Source organism: Cryobacterium sp. TMT1-3 (genome assembly GCF_004402315.1).
Classification (GTDB): domain Bacteria; phylum Actinomycetota; class Actinomycetes; order Actinomycetales; family Microbacteriaceae; genus Cryobacterium; species Cryobacterium luteum.
The window spans coordinates 14,321-31,551 of sequence record NZ_SOFW01000006.1; the positions used below are offsets into that span (position 1 = coordinate 14,321).

General features: G+C 62.0%; 16 protein-coding genes, 2 pseudogenes and 1 other annotated feature. Of the genes and pseudogenes, 11 read left to right on the top strand and 7 right to left on the bottom strand.

What is annotated here, in order from left to right; genetic code table 11:
* Positions 1–169 precede the first annotated feature (169 nt).
* Complete coding sequence (locus E3O25_RS00615; protein ID WP_134360213.1) at positions 170–736, top strand: hypothetical protein; 567 nt, start codon at positions 170–172, stop codon at positions 734–736.
* Here E3O25_RS00615 and E3O25_RS00620 read toward each other — a convergent pair.
* The 4 genes and pseudogenes from E3O25_RS00620 to E3O25_RS00635 all read right to left on the bottom strand — a co-directional run bounded on the left by E3O25_RS00620 (position 726) and on the right by E3O25_RS00635 (position 4,961).
* Positions 726–1,949, bottom strand: coding sequence for an IS110 family transposase (locus tag E3O25_RS00620; protein WP_134360214.1), 1,224 nt, complete (start codon positions 1,947–1,949; stop codon positions 726–728). The genes E3O25_RS00615 and E3O25_RS00620 overlap by 11 nt on opposite strands.
* Positions 1,950–2,559: 610 nt before the next feature.
* Complete coding sequence (locus E3O25_RS00625; protein WP_241988460.1) at positions 2,560–3,693, bottom strand: IS110 family transposase; 1,134 nt, start codon at positions 3,691–3,693, stop codon at positions 2,560–2,562.
* A gap of 25 nt (positions 3,694–3,718) precedes the next feature.
* A pseudogene (locus E3O25_RS17290) lies at positions 3,719–4,147 on the bottom strand (hypothetical protein); the annotation flags it as partial.
* A gap of 376 nt (positions 4,148–4,523) precedes the next feature.
* On the bottom strand, positions 4,524–4,961 hold the full coding sequence (locus tag E3O25_RS00635) for a glutamate-cysteine ligase family protein (protein ID WP_166805932.1): 438 nt from the start codon (positions 4,959–4,961) through the stop codon (positions 4,524–4,526).
* A gap of 476 nt (positions 4,962–5,437) precedes the next feature.
* On the opposite strand from E3O25_RS00635, the gene E3O25_RS00640 reads away from it, so the two are divergent.
* The gene (locus E3O25_RS00640) at positions 5,438–6,172 is read left to right on the top strand and encodes a VOC family protein (RefSeq protein ID WP_134360216.1); all 735 of its coding nucleotides are present in this window, start codon (positions 5,438–5,440) and stop codon (positions 6,170–6,172) included.
* A 159-nt stretch (positions 6,173–6,331) separates the two neighbouring features.
* Here the strand turns inward: E3O25_RS00640 and E3O25_RS00645 are convergent.
* Positions 6,332–6,649: pseudogene (locus tag E3O25_RS00645) on the bottom strand (TraM recognition domain-containing protein); the annotation flags it as partial.
* A 456-nt stretch (positions 6,650–7,105) separates the two neighbouring features.
* Here E3O25_RS00645 and E3O25_RS00650 point away from each other — a divergent pair.
* The 5 genes from E3O25_RS00650 (at position 7,106) to E3O25_RS00670 (ending at position 11,990) form a co-directional block, all read left to right on the top strand.
* Complete coding sequence (locus E3O25_RS00650; protein ID WP_134360217.1) at positions 7,106–7,408, top strand: XRE family transcriptional regulator; 303 nt, start codon at positions 7,106–7,108, stop codon at positions 7,406–7,408.
* A 524-nt stretch (positions 7,409–7,932) separates the two neighbouring features.
* On the top strand, positions 7,933–8,934 hold the full coding sequence (locus tag E3O25_RS16830; RefSeq protein WP_166805933.1) for a hypothetical protein: 1,002 nt from the start codon (positions 7,933–7,935) through the stop codon (positions 8,932–8,934).
* A gap of 428 nt (positions 8,935–9,362) precedes the next feature.
* Positions 9,363–10,919 (top strand): hypothetical protein, encoded by a 1,557-nt coding sequence (locus E3O25_RS00660; RefSeq protein ID WP_134360219.1) that lies wholly within the window; start codon positions 9,363–9,365, stop codon positions 10,917–10,919.
* Positions 10,920–10,929: 10 nt separating this feature from the next.
* Positions 10,930–11,502 (top strand): hypothetical protein, encoded by a 573-nt coding sequence (locus tag E3O25_RS00665; RefSeq protein WP_092108107.1) that lies wholly within the window; start codon positions 10,930–10,932, stop codon positions 11,500–11,502.
* Between the two features lie 224 nt (positions 11,503–11,726).
* Positions 11,727–11,990 carry a hypothetical protein gene (locus E3O25_RS00670; protein ID WP_092108105.1) on the top strand — a complete coding sequence of 88 codons (264 nt, stop codon included), beginning with the start codon at positions 11,727–11,729 and terminating at the stop codon, positions 11,988–11,990.
* Between the two features lie 326 nt (positions 11,991–12,316).
* Here E3O25_RS00670 and E3O25_RS00675 read toward each other — a convergent pair whose 3' ends face one another.
* Complete coding sequence (locus E3O25_RS00675; protein ID WP_134360220.1) at positions 12,317–12,778, bottom strand: MarR family winged helix-turn-helix transcriptional regulator; 462 nt, start codon at positions 12,776–12,778, stop codon at positions 12,317–12,319.
* A gap of 59 nt (positions 12,779–12,837) precedes the next feature.
* Between E3O25_RS00675 and E3O25_RS00680 the strand changes: the two genes are divergently transcribed.
* The 4 genes from E3O25_RS00680 (at position 12,838) to E3O25_RS00695 (ending at position 16,202) form a co-directional block, all read left to right on the top strand.
* On the top strand, positions 12,838–13,737 hold the full coding sequence (locus E3O25_RS00680) for an NmrA family NAD(P)-binding protein (RefSeq protein ID WP_092108100.1): 900 nt from the start codon (positions 12,838–12,840) through the stop codon (positions 13,735–13,737).
* Positions 13,734–14,357, top strand: a complete 624-nt coding sequence (locus tag E3O25_RS00685; RefSeq protein WP_092108098.1) for an NAD(P)-dependent oxidoreductase — start codon at positions 13,734–13,736, stop codon at positions 14,355–14,357. Before E3O25_RS00680 ends, E3O25_RS00685 begins: the two co-directional genes overlap by 4 nt.
* Before the next feature lie 848 nt (positions 14,358–15,205).
* On the top strand, positions 15,206–15,481 hold the full coding sequence (locus E3O25_RS17655; protein ID WP_255576049.1) for a transposase: 276 nt from the start codon (positions 15,206–15,208) through the stop codon (positions 15,479–15,481).
* Positions 15,439–15,552 (top strand) — a sequence feature (AL1L pseudoknot). It overlaps the preceding gene by 43 nt.
* 47 nt (positions 15,553–15,599) lie before the next feature.
* Positions 15,600–16,202, top strand: coding sequence for an IS3 family transposase (locus E3O25_RS00695; protein WP_166787827.1), 603 nt, complete (start codon positions 15,600–15,602; stop codon positions 16,200–16,202).
* Positions 16,203–16,245: 43 nt separating this feature from the next.
* On the opposite strand, the gene E3O25_RS00700 is transcribed toward E3O25_RS00695, so the two are convergent.
* Entirely contained in the window at positions 16,246–17,172 is a 927-nt protein-coding gene (locus E3O25_RS00700; RefSeq protein WP_092108094.1) for an AraC family transcriptional regulator, read from the bottom strand.
* Positions 17,173–17,231 lie beyond the last annotated feature (59 nt).

Here is a 17,231-nt window from a genome sequence, read left to right on the forward strand (position 1 = left end):
GGCGTCGCTGCACTCAAGCAGAAATGCAGACCCGAAGGCCGTTCGTGAACTCGTGCACGTCGGCACCGCTATCGAACTAGATATCACTGTTATGCAACACTTGCGGCACCGTGATGTTCGAGTGCGTTGATTGCCAAGGGCCGTGTGGCGAAAGTCCTAGACTCGAGCAATGCAGCGCAGGACATCGTTGGGCCGAGGATTCACTCCTTCTCGATTCGCCGATCCTCGGAGGGTCGGTGCACTGGCCGGCCTTATCGGCGCATGCGTGTTCGTATTTTCGTACGCTGACGGTTTCGGGGAACAATTCATCGATGTGGCGAAGATCTCCGTCGTCGTCGTCGTCGTTCTAGGTACCCTCTGGTTTCTTTTCGTCCGGCCCCAATGGCTCGGCGAAACCATGTCGCCGAAGCCGTGGGCGATCGGGGTTTATCTGCTCTGCGTCGTTGGTGAGCTCGGCCTCATCAGAGTTGGTACTGAATGGCTGATGGTCATAGGTAGAGCTGAGCTCCGACCTGCCGTGATCGCCCTGATTGTTGGCCTGCATTTTGTTCCGTTTGCCTGGGCCTTTCGCGAGCGAATGTTTTACGTCCGAGGCGGGGCGCTGATAATTCTCGGCGGCTTGGGGCTGCTTACCAATTGGGCACCAGCTGCGGCGGCTGGATCCGGGCTCGTCATGACCTTACTCCTGCTGGCCCAGAGCACGGAATTTGATGCTCCTATTGTTGTCAAGCGCTGACTTTCGGTTGTTCACTGAGCCATGCGCGGTAGCGCTCAGATAGGACTCGATCTTGGGTGGCGCCGCGTTCAATTCGCGAGATGGCTTTGGGCCAGGCGCTCAGTTCGAGTGCTACTGCGGTCTGGGTGAGGTGCAATGCGAGGCGCCGTGGACGGAGGTCGTTGGTGAGCAGGCCGGGCCGTGGGTTTTGCAGGACGCGGTATATTTCGCGGGCGACGTAGCGCTTGAGGCAGCGCATGATCTCCTTCTTGCCTTTGCCCTGGCTGGTGCGTTTGACGACGTAATCCTGGGTGCGTTGGTCCTTCGCCATGCGCACTGGAACGATGCGGTGAATCGCGGAGTTCGCGGCGCGGTCGCCACCGCGGGAGAGCCGGTGCCGTGTCGTTTTGCCCGATGACGCAGGGATCGGTGCGACGCCGGCTAATGCGGCGAATTGGGCTTCTGTGGTCAGGCGCTCGGGGTTGTCGCCGATAGTGACCAGCAGTTGGGAGGCTACGGCGGTGCCGACACCTTTGATCAGGGTTAAGGCTGGGGCGTGCTCGGCGATAATGCGGGCGAGCTCGGCGTCGCAGTTATCGATCTTGGTGGTGAGGTAGGCATGGCGGGCGGCCATGCGTTTGAGCGTGACGGCGGTCGCGACGAGGGGGTCTGTGATGTCTCCGGTCGGGCGCGAGGTGGCCATGCTTTTGGCACGGGATTCGCTGGTCTTGCCCCGATATTTGGCCCGGATACTCTCTGGGGCCGATGTCAGTATGGCGTTGATCTGCGTTAGTACCGCGGTGCGTGCCGTCATCGCGCTGGTGCGCGCGGTGCGCAGCACCCGGAGGGCTTCGACGTTACCGTCGCGGGTTTTTGGTGTGGAGGTGCCGCGCTGGGCGAGGACAGATTCGCCGGCCTGATAGGCGTCTAGCGGATCGGACTTGCCGTGGATGCGTCGGGCTTGGCGATTGGGTCGGTTGACCTCTTTTACCTCGAAGCCCTCGTGGATCAGGACCCGGGTTAATTCAGCACCGTAGGACCCTGTTCCTTCGACGCCGACAGCGATCACCGGTCCGTACCGGGTGATGTATTCGGCGATTTCGCGGTAGCCGGATCCCACGGCCAGAAACTTCTTATCGGCAAGGTGTTTGCCGTAATTGGTGATGATGGCGACGTGATGGGTGTCGGCGTGGGTGTCGATGCCGGCGATGACGCTGATGTCGTCGGTTGTCATGATGGGAATAGCTCCTCTGACGCTCGAGTAACAGGGTGGACTCGCGTTCGCCAGGTGGGCAGACAAGACGGTGATGGGACTTCTTGGTCAAGCTCCTATTAGGTCATGTCCGCCTGGCGAATGCGTTTGATACAAGCCGCGGAACGGTGGACGAATCAAATTAAGGACAGCTTCAAGAAGCGTCAGTCAAGGTTGGAGTCACACCATTCCACGGCCTAGTTCCATCATCACCGTCAAGGCGAATGAGGCCAGTGGGAGTTTGGGCGGCTGATATGTGGGGGTATTTGTCAAGAGGGCATTTTTGAGCGGCGCCCGTTATGTTGTTGTTCGAGTTCTGGGTGGGAGTGGGGCGCTTTTTCCCACTCCCACCCAGAACTCGAGAGACTGAATCTCGGGTGCTTCGGAAGCTGATCGCTGTCGACATCACGGTCAGGCTGATATACGCGGGTTGAATACCGCAGGGCGAAGTGTTCGGCAGGAGTGGAGCCGCTGGTCTAGAGTCGGGCGTCACCCGGGGTCGGGCTGCTCATAGCCGCAAAGCGGATCGCGCCATCGTGTTCGTCGCCACTTCGGTCCGGGACGATCAGGGGTCTGGAAGTTTAGGTGTCCATCACCGCGAGGGACCAGCACCAGCCCGCCAACTCGCGGGCGACGCAACGTTGGCGACGACGGGACGCTTCTTCCGGGCGGTGAACGCCACCCACTGGTGGTGCAACCGCTCGTTACCGGCCTGGCCGCGCAGTTGGGCCGCGACCGGAGCCTTGTCCCACCGCGCCTGCAACACCGAGCTCGGCGACGGCCGGTAGTCCCGGCGATGATGCCACGCTGCCTCGACGAGCAGCCTGCGCGCATGCGTGTTGCCGGTCTTGGTGATGCCGCCCAGCTGCCGGGACTGGCCCGACGAATACTCCGAGGGCACCAAGGCCAAATACGCACCGATCGTGCTGCCGGTGAAGCGGTGCCAGTCTGTGATCTCCACCGCTAACGCGAACCCGGTCAACGTTGAGATCCCGCGCAGGCAGCCCAGCCTGTTCACCATCGGAGTGAACGGTGAGTCCTCAGCCATCGCCGTGATGGCTTTGTCCAGCCGGTCACGCCGCGCGACAGCCTGAACGACGGTCTCATCGTTCGCGTCGAACGCGGTCATGAACGCGAGGTCGCCACCGCGGTGCTCGCGCAAGCAGCGGTCATGTTTCTGAGTCCACGCGGCGCCGTCGTCATAGACGAAGCCGTGCCGCAGGAGCAGCCTGGAGAGTCGGTGCCGGACACCCATCAAGTCCTGACGGGTGTCCTCGCGGGAACGCACCAAGTCGCGGGCGGTTTCTTCCTCGACGCTGGGGACAGTCACGGCGGTGATCTCGTCCAGATGCAGCAGCCGCATCAGATGGAACGCGTCGCGGGCATCGGTCCTGACCCGGTCACCGCTGGGTCGTTGCAGTTTCGACGGGGCTGCGACGACACACGCGGTTCCTGATTCCAGCAACCGACGGTAGAGGCCGAACCCGGTCGGACCGGCCTCATACGTCGCGATCTGCGGACCCGGCAACGACCGAGTCCACGCGACCACCTCCGATAAATCACACCCGAACCGGTGTCGCAGAACTTCACCGGTCGTCGCGTCCAAGGCGCTGCCGACGATAGTTCGGGCGTGCACATCCAGGCCAACGAAAGTACGATAATCACTCAACTGGGGCCTCCAGAATTCAGCTATGGATAGGCCAGCCCTGCCGGGCTGGTAACCCACGTATACCTGAACGCAGGCCCCAGCCTCAAGAGCCGGTCACCCTCATATCGGCTACAACCTCGTGCAGGTTCCGCGATCGAGAATGAGGATCGGCTCGAGCGTCCAAGGCTGCCTGGGCCGCCCGACATTTCTCGACGTCGTCGACGACGAACTGCACGAAGTCCTCGTCGCGGTCACCGATGGCGACATCCTCGACTCCCTCAGCTGGCGGTTCGCCCGGTCAAGCGGTTTGCCGAGTAGGCCAGTCGCGCTCCAGTCGCGTGACCGAGATTGCTACCCAGTCGCGAAGCCGCTGGCGGGCATCCGCGAAATCGCGATGCCAGCCGAGCGGGGCGGAGCCGTGCTGGTCGAGGTCATAGGCGCCGAGCCGGTGCAGATCCAGGACGGAGAGCTCCCAGACGAGTTCGGGGTGTCGATGCCAGAACGGTGGCACGACGGATGCCGGTAGCCCGTAGATGCGCTGGGCGCTCCATGTTGGCAGGAGATTGGCACAGCGAATGACCGCGACCGCCGACAGGGAAGCTTCTCAGACTGACTTGTTGAGACGACGACTCAAAACCTTTGACCCTAAAGGTGCCGGGGTGCTCACTTTCCGAGGTGGAAAAGGGAGGGAAGCGAGGCGTTTGCGCCACAGGCGGCCTGCCCGATGGACGTGTCGTCGCAGCGGTGATTCCTGCGGCCAATGGATCGCAAGAGAATGAACTCCTCGCTGAATTCGAATGCACATCTCTCCCGGGGGCGCCGAAAGCGGGCGAGACGAAATCCCCATTTGGAGATTTCGATTGAACCGGATGGTGGCCTGCGGGCCCAGATGAATCGACAGATCGATGTCATCGTGCGCGATTGAGCGCGTGAACGCCCGCTTCTCGGCTGGGAACGGCAACATGCACGTGGGTTCCGCTGATCTGATGGTCCAACGCGAGGCCGCGAAGTTCTCCTGCGACGGTCTGGTATCGCGGTGTTTCGGTGAGTCTTGGCGAAGCGAACGCGTCGAATGGTGTTCCTGTGCCGCCCGCCAGTGCCCCCTGACGTCGTGCGGTCGAGGCTAAATCTGTGCGGAATCGAGACAGATCGGCCTCTGCTGACTCCAGATCTGTGAAGACCGCCGTGGAGCGCTCGAGCTGGGAGGCGAGAGATTCGTGGGTGATAGACCCGCTACGGGTCTCGCTCAGCGTGAGGTCACGCAGAACGAAGGCCGCGATGCTTTCTGGTTGCAGCGTCGCTGGATTGACAAGGAAATATTCTTCCTCGATACCAAACGTCGTCATGTGTAGCCACCCTGCCCAAGAAGGATCTGAGATATTTCTGTGACGTCCGCTCGGCGAACTTGGTAGGAGCATTTTGTCACCACAGGGCGCTCTGGGGTACCAGGTCGTGAAGGGTCGGTTCAGAGTGAAGCTGCCGTTGGCTTCGTCGAGGAAGTGTGCCCGGCCGACGCGCACCTGCAAGCAGGTACCGCCGCTGTCGGTGATCGACTGTTGTGGTTGCGACACTCTGCAATCAGACAGCGATTGTTGAGTGTGAAATATCCTGGGACTGGTCTTCTTGTGATGTGACCGGGCCGTCGTGATCCGCGTTCATCAGGAGGTTCGCCGTGTCACCGTTGGCCGTGCTGCCACGTACTTCTTTCGCGCCGCAATGATTAGACGGCCGACCTGCGCATCGAGTTCCCGTTCGAAACCTGATTGGCTCTACGCCGGCGCCATCTAGTATGAGGTCCTTTCCCTGAATAGGCTTGGACGCCATGACACTTCGACTGGTTCAGGTGAATTTCAAGGCTTGGGATGATTCGGCGCTCGGTCGCTTCTGGGCGGATGCCCTCGGCTGGGGCGTGTCCAGCGAAGGACCGGGCGTGACGAACGTCGAACCCCGCGGACTTGTATTGCCGGACCCGGCGGCCGTCTGCGTCGATGTGGTCTCCGTCCCGGAACCGGAATCGGTCAAATACCGCGTACATCTTGACCTCGCCACCAGCTCCATAGCCCATCAGGTGGAATTGGTGGCGCGCCTGAAGGTGTTGGGCGCAACATCCGCTGATATTGGCCAGGGTGACGTCCCGTGGACGGTTCTGGCCGACCCGGAGGGCAACGTGTTTTGCGTCTTGGAGCCACGAGCGATGTACGCCGACACCGGGTCGATCGCCGCTGTTGTTGTCAGCTGTGCGGAACCGCGGGCGATGGCCCTGTTCTGGAACGCAGCAATGGACTGGACTCTGCACGAGGTGTCCGACGATATGGCGCGGCTGCGGTCGTCTGCGGGGGTCGGTCCGTACCTGGAGTTCGTTCGTGTGCCGGATATCACCGTCTGGACCCGCGTTCATCTCGACCTGCGACCGTACTTCCGTGACGACCAGGCAGCGGAGGTGGCCCGGTTGCGCACTCTGGGCGCGGCCGAAGCTGACATTGGGCAGGGTGACGTGCCATGGGTTGTACTTACCGACCCCGAGGGCAACGAGTTCTGCGTCCTCACGCCAGGCTGAGGCAGCTAGCGGATGTCCGTAGCCCGGTCGCGAGACCCACCGCATGTTCGGGAGGGTGGACGCCACCTCAAACGTTGGAGCACGTCGTCGTTCAGCCGATTTGCGTCTCTCGCGAGTCACGAGTCGGCGTACGCATCTGCCCGGCGACTCCGACTCGGTGCGCGCTTGGGCGAGGGGCTGCAGTACGGGCATGGTGGTGATGCCGGTGCCGCCGCCTTCCGCCATCAGCGTGGGGAGTGAGGGGAGTTGTGCGAGGTTGCCGATCTCGTCGAGCGCGAGGAGCAAGGGCGGGTCCAGTCGCGCACCGGCGCTTCGGGCGGCGATGCGGCGAGCGGTTTCGACGAGGTCCTCGACGAACGCCGACACGCGTGCGGCCGAGCTGTTCCATCCCTCGCCGGTTGCGAGCAGGTACAGGGTGCCGTTGCTGCGCAGGAACCCTTCGGGGTCGAACGCTTCGCCCTCCGGCGGTGAGACGGAGCCCCAGCCTCAACCCAGCGTTGCTCGCTGGGGAGCCGTGGACTCGAGCCCTGAGTACTGCGCCGCGCGGGTCGGCCGCCGCCCGCGTGGCACCAAGACGGATGCGCGGTCTCGGCCTACCTAGACCGGTACGGCATCGTCGGCGCGAAGCCATTTGGTGTGGCTCCGGAGTCTTCGGCGCAGAAGCTCGATTCTATTTGTGCTCGCGTCGCGGTGGAGACGCCGCAGCGCCTGGGGCAAGACCATCACGGCGATGCTTTACGCGGGTCGAGAGTACTTGCAGGGCTCACTCGACGAGGACCGTCCACAGATTGCGCCAAGGACGTTCGAGACCGCGACCGTCCCGAATACGCTTTCTGCAATGGATAGGCACGAACCACACGATCTTCCGTAGACCGTAGATGTAATACACCCTGAGAATCACGATGTTCTACTCAACGAGAAGAGACCGAGACTATGACCAGCCTTGACGACATGCTCGCCCGGCGCCCGGTCGATCGGGCCCCTGTCGACGCACACAAAAAACGGATGCTCGACGAGGTGCGTGCCTATCGGCTCCGTGAGCTCCGCGAAGCGAACGACCTCACCCAGGTTGAACGTGCGGCGTTGCTGCACGTCACTCAGAACCGGATCTCCCGCATCGAGCACGGTGACAGCGAACGAACCCAAGTCGACACGCTCCGAAAGTACGTTGAAGCAGTCGGCGGCCGGCTCAAAGTGGAAGTCGTGATCGGCGAGGAAACCTACCAGATCGCCTGACTGGTTCAGCGGCCGTGTGTGGGACGGTTTGGTGGTTCCCTCCCAGTCAAAGTATCTCGTGAGCTCATGATCACAACATATCTGCCCATAGGCGGAGCGACTTCACGAAGCGCGCACTCTGGTAGTCCCGACGGGGCCGAAATCAGCTGGTATTGTCGTCGCATCCCGAAGAGCATTCTTCCGAAAGCGTTCGCCTACTGGCCCACGTTGAGCGAAAATTGCCGGTGCTCCCAATGAAGGGCAGGGTGCCACGCGGACAAATAAACGCTACTATTTTGCAGCCTTTATCGGTCTTTTTTTGGGTTAGGTAGCTCTTATGTATCGCTCGTTGTGGAATCCGTTTGCTGGCCCTGCTGGCCCTGCTGGCGGAAAAAACGGGACAGCGCTAAAGTTTGGGCCCTGCACCGTGCCTTGGTAGTGAAGGGTGCCGACCGCCCGCGTTCGTTCGATTGGAATCCCGCAGACTGACGACCTATCGAATTCGCTATCTGACCGCTATGGTGAACCAACGAAGGTGGGACATCATGGTCCAATCGGCGGGGGCGGCACGGCTACGGCTGGCCGCGCTCGAGTGGCTCCTCATCGCCGCGCTCGTCGCCGCGGGGGTATGGTTCGGTGCGCAAGGGACGGCTTCCGCAAAGGTGGATCCCCCCGGCGTCCTTGGCTGGGATATCGAGATTGCCCAGACTGGCGTCGACGGTGAGACAGGGGTTGCTCCGCAACGGGATGTCATCGTCTGGTTCTCGTGGGTTATGGCGTCCAGCGGGTTTGCAGAAATCCGAGCAAACGGGTCGAGCGCTGCGGGTCTCCCTAACCCTGAGTTCACACTCATCCTTTACTGCGGCGCTCAGCTCACCGCGCTAGAGGGGACCGCTAAAAATGTTGACGGGACCGGGGTTCAGGATGTCAGAAGCTCTGGTGATGAGGCCGCCTGCCACGCTACAGAACGTGAAAAAATTGGAGACCGTAAACGTCAAGTCATTCGTGTGGTCGGGTCAGCCTGGTTAAGCGGGATTCCGGAGGGAAGATGGACTGACTCACGAGCTGGTCAACGGATCGCCCGGACACCGTTAGTGGGCTACTCCGGTACCGAAGGTGAACTCATCGAGGCGTCGGCCTTGTCGACTGCAAGAGCAGTCTTGACCGCGCCAGTCACGGAACAGTTCGATAGTGCTACTCCGCCGGAGTTGGTCGAAGGCAACGTGGTCTACGGCTCCGGATGGCCCATCATTGACCACAACGGGAATCGCGAAACCGCCGCCGTTCAGTGGGAGACCACAGCCAAGGAAGAAAACACCTTGACGATGGCGCTGGAAACAGGCATAGCGAGGTGGACCCTCCCGGAGGGCCAGGCCCTCCCACAATGGAGTCTTCTGTTCTCGGGTGTTCTTTTTGGTGTCGCAGCGGCACTACTTGTCGAATGGCCGATCGCCGCCTACCGTGCGAGGCTACGATTAAGTGCGGAAACGGCAGCGAAGGTAGAGGCCGAGGAATCCGAACGGCAGCAGTCGGCGGGGGAGCGATAGGCAGGCCGAAGCGGGTTTCGGCACGATTGATGCGCTGATGCGCTGATGCGCTGATGCGCTGATGCGCTGATGCGCTGATGCGCTGATGCGCTGATGCGCTGATGCGCTGATGCGCTGACGCGCTGCGGGCCTTCCTTCCAGCCTCCGGGCCATTTTGGGAGCAGACAAATTCGAAAGCGCCGGAGGGGTTGTCGGCGCTCGCAAAACCGAACTGTTGGTCGCGCCTTAGAGTGAGATAAACCGAACACGAATGGGACTAATGACGATCCAGACCTCCAACCTTGATCCGCGCGGCCCTGTGTTCATCTCGAAGCGTGAGTGAACGCGACGTGCCTGCCCCGCGAAAGGTTGCAGCTTGGGAACACGTCACCAAGGCGGCGAGGAGTCGACGCCTTCGATGGTCCCTAGGGTCACTCGCTAGTGCATTGGTGGTGGTCCTCATTGTCGTCGGCCTCGGCTACGTAGCCAGTAGCCAGGCGGACTCCGACGGGGACGGGTTGGCAGATCACGTTGAGGCGTCCGGCTGGCGCACGGTCGTTGGCAACACGTTTACCACTGATCCTCATGCGGCCGATACGGACGGCGACGGGCTCACCGATGGGGACGAGGCGGGTCGGGTGGTCTCTGACCCCGGCGCGAGCACGCTGTATGCGGGCAATTCCAACCCCACTAAGGGCGACTCAGACGACGACGATCTCGATGACAGGGCCGAGACGAGCGGCTGGCTGAGCGCGAGGGGCGCGGTCTACCGAACCGATCCGATGGATCCCGACACTGACGACGACAAACTCACCGACGGGGAGGAAGCCGGCCAGGCGGTCACTGTCCCTGACGCGGGCGTCGAGTTCGTGGTTTTCTCGAGCCCGCTGATGTCCGATACTGACGGGGATGACCTGTCCGATGCGGCTGAAGCCGATCTCTCCCTCGATGCGTTCGATCGCGACAGCGATGGCGATGGGGTCGAGGACGGCCGCGAGGTCGAGTATCTCGGCACGGCTCCGGATGTGGCTGACACTGACGGTGACGGCTTCGACGACGGGTACGAAGTTAAGAATCAGGAGAGCCAGGGCCTCGACCCATTATGGGCCGATGTAAGGGTCGAGCCATCGACCTACGCGTGGGAGTTCGCCCAGGGTGCGTTCGTTGGCGAGATCATTCCGGGTGACTCTCTCGCCTGGTTGGCCGGCAATCTTGCCTCCGGAAGCTCCAGCTTCATTCCCGGAGTCGGCTGGGTGATCGGCGGGGCTGCCGACCTCCGCGATGCCATCGGGTCGGGCATCCATGCTGACTGGGTCGGCGCAGGCTTCAGCGTCGTCGGCATGGCACCGGCCGTTGGCGACGCGGCCGCTATCCCCGCCAAAACCGCGAAGTTCGTCCTGCGTCACCCCGAGCTTGCCCCCGCTGTGGGTGCTGCCATCGTGGCGCTCAAGTGGGTTCCGGACGACATCAAAGTGACGACCATTGCGCAGATCACGCCGAACTGGGCGTACCTCCGGGCCGCCGGCTCCAGCGAAAAGTCGCTTCTCCGACTTCAGAAGGGGAGGGTCGGCCTCGATAGTCTCGCTGAGGCCATGAAACGCCCCGGTCACGTCAATGTCAAAAGTGGCCGAGCTGGCTTCTTCGCCACGGGTAAGGATGGAGAAACATTCTTGGCCGGGCTCTATCCAACAACCGATGGCAGCGAATACACACAAGTCGCACGTTCCACGAAAGACTGCATCGAGGTCTGCAATGACTTCCTCCGGCGATTCGATGTTTTCGTTGACAACGTGGCTCACGAGTCGAAAGTGGGTCGTGTTAATCTGAGCCCGTCAATTGAGCGGCAGATTAGGTCGGATGCTTACCTCGTGGATCAGGGCGACATTGAGGGGGCTCATTGGCACTTCTTTGCCAGTGCCGTCTCGAAGACTATGGGACCGAGCAAGCCGGTGCTCGACCTCCTGGACGAGCTAGAAATCCCGTACACGATCCATATCCCCGCATAGGAGCCGCTCGATGCCCGCCTACACCGACTTCGTCGCGATGACCAGTGCCGACGCGGCCGAGTACCTCGCCGGCTTTCTCGGCGATCAGCAAATGTCACTCGACCGGTTCGCATCGACCATCGACCGCGAACTGACGTTCTCACCTGGCTCGCTCGAGCCGGTGTGGGATGCAGTAGAGCCGAAGCTTGCTTGGCGAGCAGGATACGAACCGGCAGCCCTGGGCCAACCCGGACCTCAAATCGATGCGGATCAGCTCGAGCCTCCCGAAGATCTGCCCTCGTGGTTCCACCACCCCAGCTCTGCGGGATACGCCCGCTTCTCCGCAGACACCCTCTGGCTGATTGACGGTGCCGCTCGCTACCTCGGAGAGGTGCTCATTCAGACGGTCGGGGGCCGATGGGTATCGGGCGGGGAGCGAGTCAAGGGCTACATGTACCTGAACCAGCCCGTCATCACCGGGATCAGACCCGAGCCGGTAAGTCCGATGCAAACATGCTCCGTGCTTGCTGCCAGGTCATTGCGGCAGCGCGTGGAGCGAGGACCACAGACCTTGGCCGACGTCTACAACGCCTGGCGCGCATAGCGCGCGACCGAAATCACACTCGGCGACGCCCACGGCCGCCGCAAGCCGGTCGGGCATCTCATAGTCGTGGCAAATGCGACCTCGGCACCGCACGACGCGGCGTTATAGGTGCTGTAGGTCAGGCGTAGCTGGGATGGCAAACGGCATCTCCGCGATGCGCGCTCCAACAACCCAGCGGATGCCGCCCGGCTGGAGGTGAACCTGGGGCACGCCTTCGACCGGTTTTGGCGATCCGACCAAGCACAATCCCGGCCTGGGCACGGCCAAGGTCTCAGCCCGGCGCAGACTCGTCACAATCGAGTGTCGAACCCACCTCCTCAACCGATACGGACAACGTTCAGGACGAGGTCGAAGACGGCACCGTCGACGGCGAAACTGCGGACGACTCCGGCACCGAGTCGACCGCGGAAACCGGTACAGAGTCCGACACCGAAGACACGACTGACGACATCAACGGCGTCGCTGTCGAAGACGGCACACAGGACTAACTGGTTCAAGCGTGGGTGGGCGGGTACGGGTGTGCTCGTCCACCCACCCCTACGCCGACGCCTACGCCGCCGGAAGTTCTATCGCGTCCAAAAGATTGTGACCTGAGGACCACATACGGCCGCTGGCCGGCCTGCACGAATTGTGAGGTCCGTGAACTGACAACAGGTCGACATTCATGACGACCGTGCCGTGACGTTTCCCCCGCTGGCGGCTGCACGTCAACCCAGCTGGACGCCCCAGAATTCGGCACCGTCGGTGGAAACGCCACCGGCTCAAGCAGTGGGGCTCAGTGGGCACCTGTGATGACTGAACGGTGATGGACATCTCAAGGTGCGTCTCCCGCACCTGCTGGACCGGCGGCAGCCGCTCGAGAGAACTCGTCAAGCAGGTCCGCGAAAACGGCCACTGTATGCGCGTCCCAACGCGGTGCCGCCCGGCGGAGGAAGTCGATCCGGAACTGCTTGGCAGTCGCGTTGAGTTCTTCACCAGTCGGCGTGAGATCAAGATTCACACTCCGTGGATCGTCTCGCCCGGGTAAACGCTCAACGAAGCCGGCATTCTCTGTGGCAGCCACGAGCCGGCTTGCCGTGGAGGGCCTCACCGAGAGGTTCCCGGCGATATCTGAGATTCGGGTCCGCTCGCCATGAGCACGACGACGAACAATGGCGTCAACGACGAGAACGGCTGAGAGATCGGCCACCCCGTTCACTTGCTTCGGCCCCTGCAGTAGCCGACGCATCCTGATCAGGGACGCGTCGATCTTGTCCCACTCGTCACCACGCAACATAGTTGTACTCTACACATGTAGGATCGTGAGCACGCTTATGACACAGATAGGGGATCCGGATGAGAACTGATCTGATTCTGGTGACCGGCGCGACTGGCAACGTTGGCCGCGTTGTGGTGGAACGGCTGCTTGCGGCCGGGTGCAGAGTGCGAGCCGCCGGGCGCACTGCCGAGTCAGTCACCCAGATTTTCGGCGATCGTGTGGATGCCGTCACACTTGACTTCACTGACCACACCACGTGGACAGCTGCGTTTGAGGGCATTCAGCGGATGTTCCTGCTGCGACCCCCGCAACTGGGCAAACCAAAGAAACAAATGCTTCCCGCTCTCGAATTTGCCAAAAAGTCCGGTGTGAAACAGATCGTGTTTCTCTCGCTTCAGGGGGCAGAAAAAAACAAGGTGGTGCCGCACGCTGCCATCGAAGCGTGGCTGCGCACCTCGGGTGTCACCTGGACGTTCGTGCGTGCCTCGTTCTTCCACCAAAACCTGTCTACCACCCACCTCACTGATGTTCGCGATCGCGATGAGATCGTCGTTCCTGCTGGGCGCGGTGCGACGGCCTTCGTTGACGCCGAAGACGTCGGCGCCATCGCTGCAGACGCGTTACTCAACCCGTTGACCCACGCCAACACCGCTACGACGGTGACAGGGAACGAAGCACTCACCTACGAGCAGATCGCTCTGATTCTGAGCGCAGAACTCGGCCGCACCATCCGCTATGCCCGGCCCGGTATCGCCCGATACATTTGGCACGCACGCCACACTCTGGGGATGCCGTGGGGGATGGTCCTCGTCACTGCCGCCATTTATACCACGGCTCGTCTTGGCCTCGCTGCCAACCTCTCCGATGAGGTTCGCCCGGTTCTCGGCCGTGACCCCATAGGTTTCGCTGAGTTTGCACATAGAGAACGCCAAGTCTGGAATCCTGCTTCCACGCCGACCGAGAGGCACACCGCATGAACATCGCAGTCCTTGGAGCCACCGGCCGGACCGGCCGCCTCGTCCTTCGAGAGGCGACGGAACGCGGCCACCAGGTCATCGCTCTTGCTCGCAACGGCGCGTCCCTTATTGAAGACGGTGTCATTGTGCATGAAGGCGATGTTCGTGATTTGGATGCCGTCACAAGAGTTGTCGAAGGAGCGGGCGCCGTGATTTCTGCCGTTGGTGCTCGAGGCCGCGATTCGAACCTCCACACCCTGCTCGCTCAACACACCGCTACCGCGATGAGGACTTCGGGCGTGACACGCTTCGTCGGGATAAGCGTTGGCGGCCTCGACGTGCCGGGCGATCAAAAGGGCCTACGAGATCGTGTTATCGGAGCCCTCGCCCGCACCCTCGCGGGAAAAGCGTCAGAGGACCGGAAACGGGAATACGAAATCTGGCGAGACAGTGAATTACGATGGACACTCGTTCGGGTTCCTCGCTTGACTGACGGTGAGACCAATACGGCACCCGTCATCAGCGTTGAAACCCCGCCGCGCGGCATTACTTTGCACCGCGCAGCACTGGCAGGACTCCTGGTGGATTGCGCGACCAGTGCGAAATTCATAGACCAGGCACCGTTCGCGGCGAACAACTAACAACCTTCCCTGCACGACCTGCCTCCTGGAGCGCTGCACGTCGACGAGGTAGTGCCACATTCAGGCCCGAACTAACGGCGTCGCCCTTGAAGACGGCACACAGGACTAAACGGATTAGGCGAGGGTGGGCGCGGAGCGGGGCCCCCGTCCGCCTACGCCCACCCCGGGTGACAGTCCCATCGCATCCCGAAAACTCACTTCCAGAGGACCGGAAACTGCGTCTGGCCGGGCTGCACGAATTGCAGGGTTCGTGAACGTGACTATAGATCGACATTCGTGACCGCGGGCCCGTGACGCCCTTCTCCTTCCGCTGGAAGCGGGTGGTCGACCCAGTTGAACGCTCTAGACGGCACCATCGGTGGAGATGGCCACATGCCAAAGCCGTGCGGCTTGATGGGCACCTACGATGGACGGACGTAAAGCCCCGTGTCAAGACATTGACACACCAATCAGAACTCAGCACCTGATCGGGCATTCTGTTCGCCTGCGAACCGGTCAAAATCGCCAGATTTGGCTTGGGTAATGGATTCGAGTCTCAGCACTGATTGTGAAATCGTCATCTGATCAAGATTTATCCTTTAGCAGCGGCGGTGCGGCGAGATTTGATGCGGTCAACGTTTATTCAACGCCTATTCCGAAAAGCTGCTTATTGTGGACGCTTACGCGAAAGGCGCTCGATCCATTTCGAGTGGCCGCGAGTGACCTCGATCGTCTTCGCGTGAGGGGACCTGCGCCAGTGTCTCGCCCCGGGTTTAATGGAGGTTTTTGATCACCCGGAAAGGTTGAGAATTATGCCAACAGGGAAGAGATATCCGCCGGAGTTGAAGGAGCGGGCGCTGCGTTTGTTGATGTCCGCTCGTAAGGAGGGCGGCGGTGATGGCGCGTTTGCTCGAGGGGCGTCAGCTCGTATTGGGCAGCAATTCGGGGTCCCTGCGGACACGCTGCGGAGGTGGGTCTTGCATGCCGAGATCGATGCCGGCGTTCGCCCGGGGACCACGACGGATGACGCCGCCCGGCTGCTCGAGCTGGAGCGAGAGAACCGTGAGTTGCGGAGGGCGAATGCCATTCTGCGCAGTGCGTCGGCTTTCTTCGCGGCGGAGCTCGACCGCCCCTCCAACAGATGACCACGTTCATCGACCAGAACAAGCACGACTACGGGGTCGAGCCGATCTGCAAGGAACTGTAGATCGCCCCGTCGACGTACTACGCGGCCATCAGCCGGCCGCCGTCACTACGATCGAAATGGATGAGGTGACCGTGGTGAAGATCAGAGACGTGCACCAGACGAACTACGGCGTCTACGGGGTGCGGAAGGTCCACGCTCAGCTCAAACGCGATGACCACCCGGTCGCCCGCTGCACGGTTGAACGGCTCTTGCGCCGCGAGGGCTTGCGCGGCATTACCCGGTCGAGGACTCCGCGGACCACGATTCCAGGGCCGCTCAGCGACCGCCCCGACGACCTGGTGCGGCGGGCGTTCACCGCGCCAGCACCAAATTGCCTTTGGGTGGCGGACATCACCTACATCCGCACGTTCTCCGGCTGGGTCTACGCGGCGTTCGTCACCGACGAGTTTTCTCGTCGGGTCGTCGGCTGGCAGCTGTCCAGCATACCCACGCGCCTCGCGCTCGACGTGCTGGAGATGGGGATCTGGACCCGGGAGAGTGAAGGACGCGACCTCTCCCAACTCGTCCACCACTCAGACCGCGGGGTGCAGTATCGAGCCGTGCGTTACACCGAACGCCTCGCCCAAGCCGAAGCCGTCGCATCCGTCGGTTCCACGGGCGATAGCTACGGGTGGGTCAACGCCCGCCTCAACAGCTCGTGCTCGATCGGCGTGGCTTAAGGGCCCGCTTCGGTCAGCCAGCTCGTATGGCCAGAGACGTTTGTCAATGGCGGCGATATTCGGTAGGGCTGACGCCGTGGTGGCGTTTGAAGGCGGTGCTGAGGGTGAAGGGGCTACCGTAGCCCACCAGTTGAGCGATGTCTGCGGTTGTCCGACGCGGGTCTGAAAGCAGCTCGCCGGCCAGTAGCATCCGCCAGCTGGTGAGGTATGCCATCGGAGGTTCGCCTACTGACGTGCGAAAACGGTGCGCGAGCGTTGCTCGCGAGACGGATAAGTGTTGGGCGAGCGATTCGATGGTCCAGGGCGCGCCGGGTGATTCATGCAGGAGCCTCAGGGCATCGGACACGAGAGGATCACGGCCCGCCGCGAGCCACCCGGAGGCAGATTCAGGGTGTTCGCGCGCCCAGCCGCGCAGCGCGTGCACAAGCAGGACGTCGAGGAGGCGGTCGACTGCGCCGCCCTGTCCGGGCGCGTCAACGGAGATTTCATCACGGAGGAGGCGCAGCAGCGCCTCGTCGACGTGTCCCGCGGGGACGACCGCGACTACAGGCAGTGCCGCAGCGACTACCGTGCCGATCTGAGCGTCAGATTCGTACGTACCAATCAGCATGGTCGTAGCGCCTGTGGGCGAGTTTCCCCAGGTGCGCACACCCTGCGCCATGCTGATGCTGACGTGATTGCCGTCCCGGGTCGTGCAGATTTGACCGGGGTGAATGACGACAAGCCCTTCGCGCTCGGGGTCGTCTGCAAGACGATACGGTTCCGGTCCGCGCACGATGGCAATATCCCCGGGTTTCAGGCTGACCCGCGCCCGCTCCGTGACCAGAGATGCTTCGCCGGACAGAATCGCGATGAGAGTCAGTGGCGCGCGATCCTGAACATCGATCGACCACGGTGGGTCCATGACGACGCGCAACGCAAACGCCCGCTGCGCGTGCGGGCCGCTGAGGAGATGAGTGAGTGCGTCCACATCCCCACACTAGACGATCACGAATGTAATCGACTCGCTCAGCTATTCAACATCTGTTC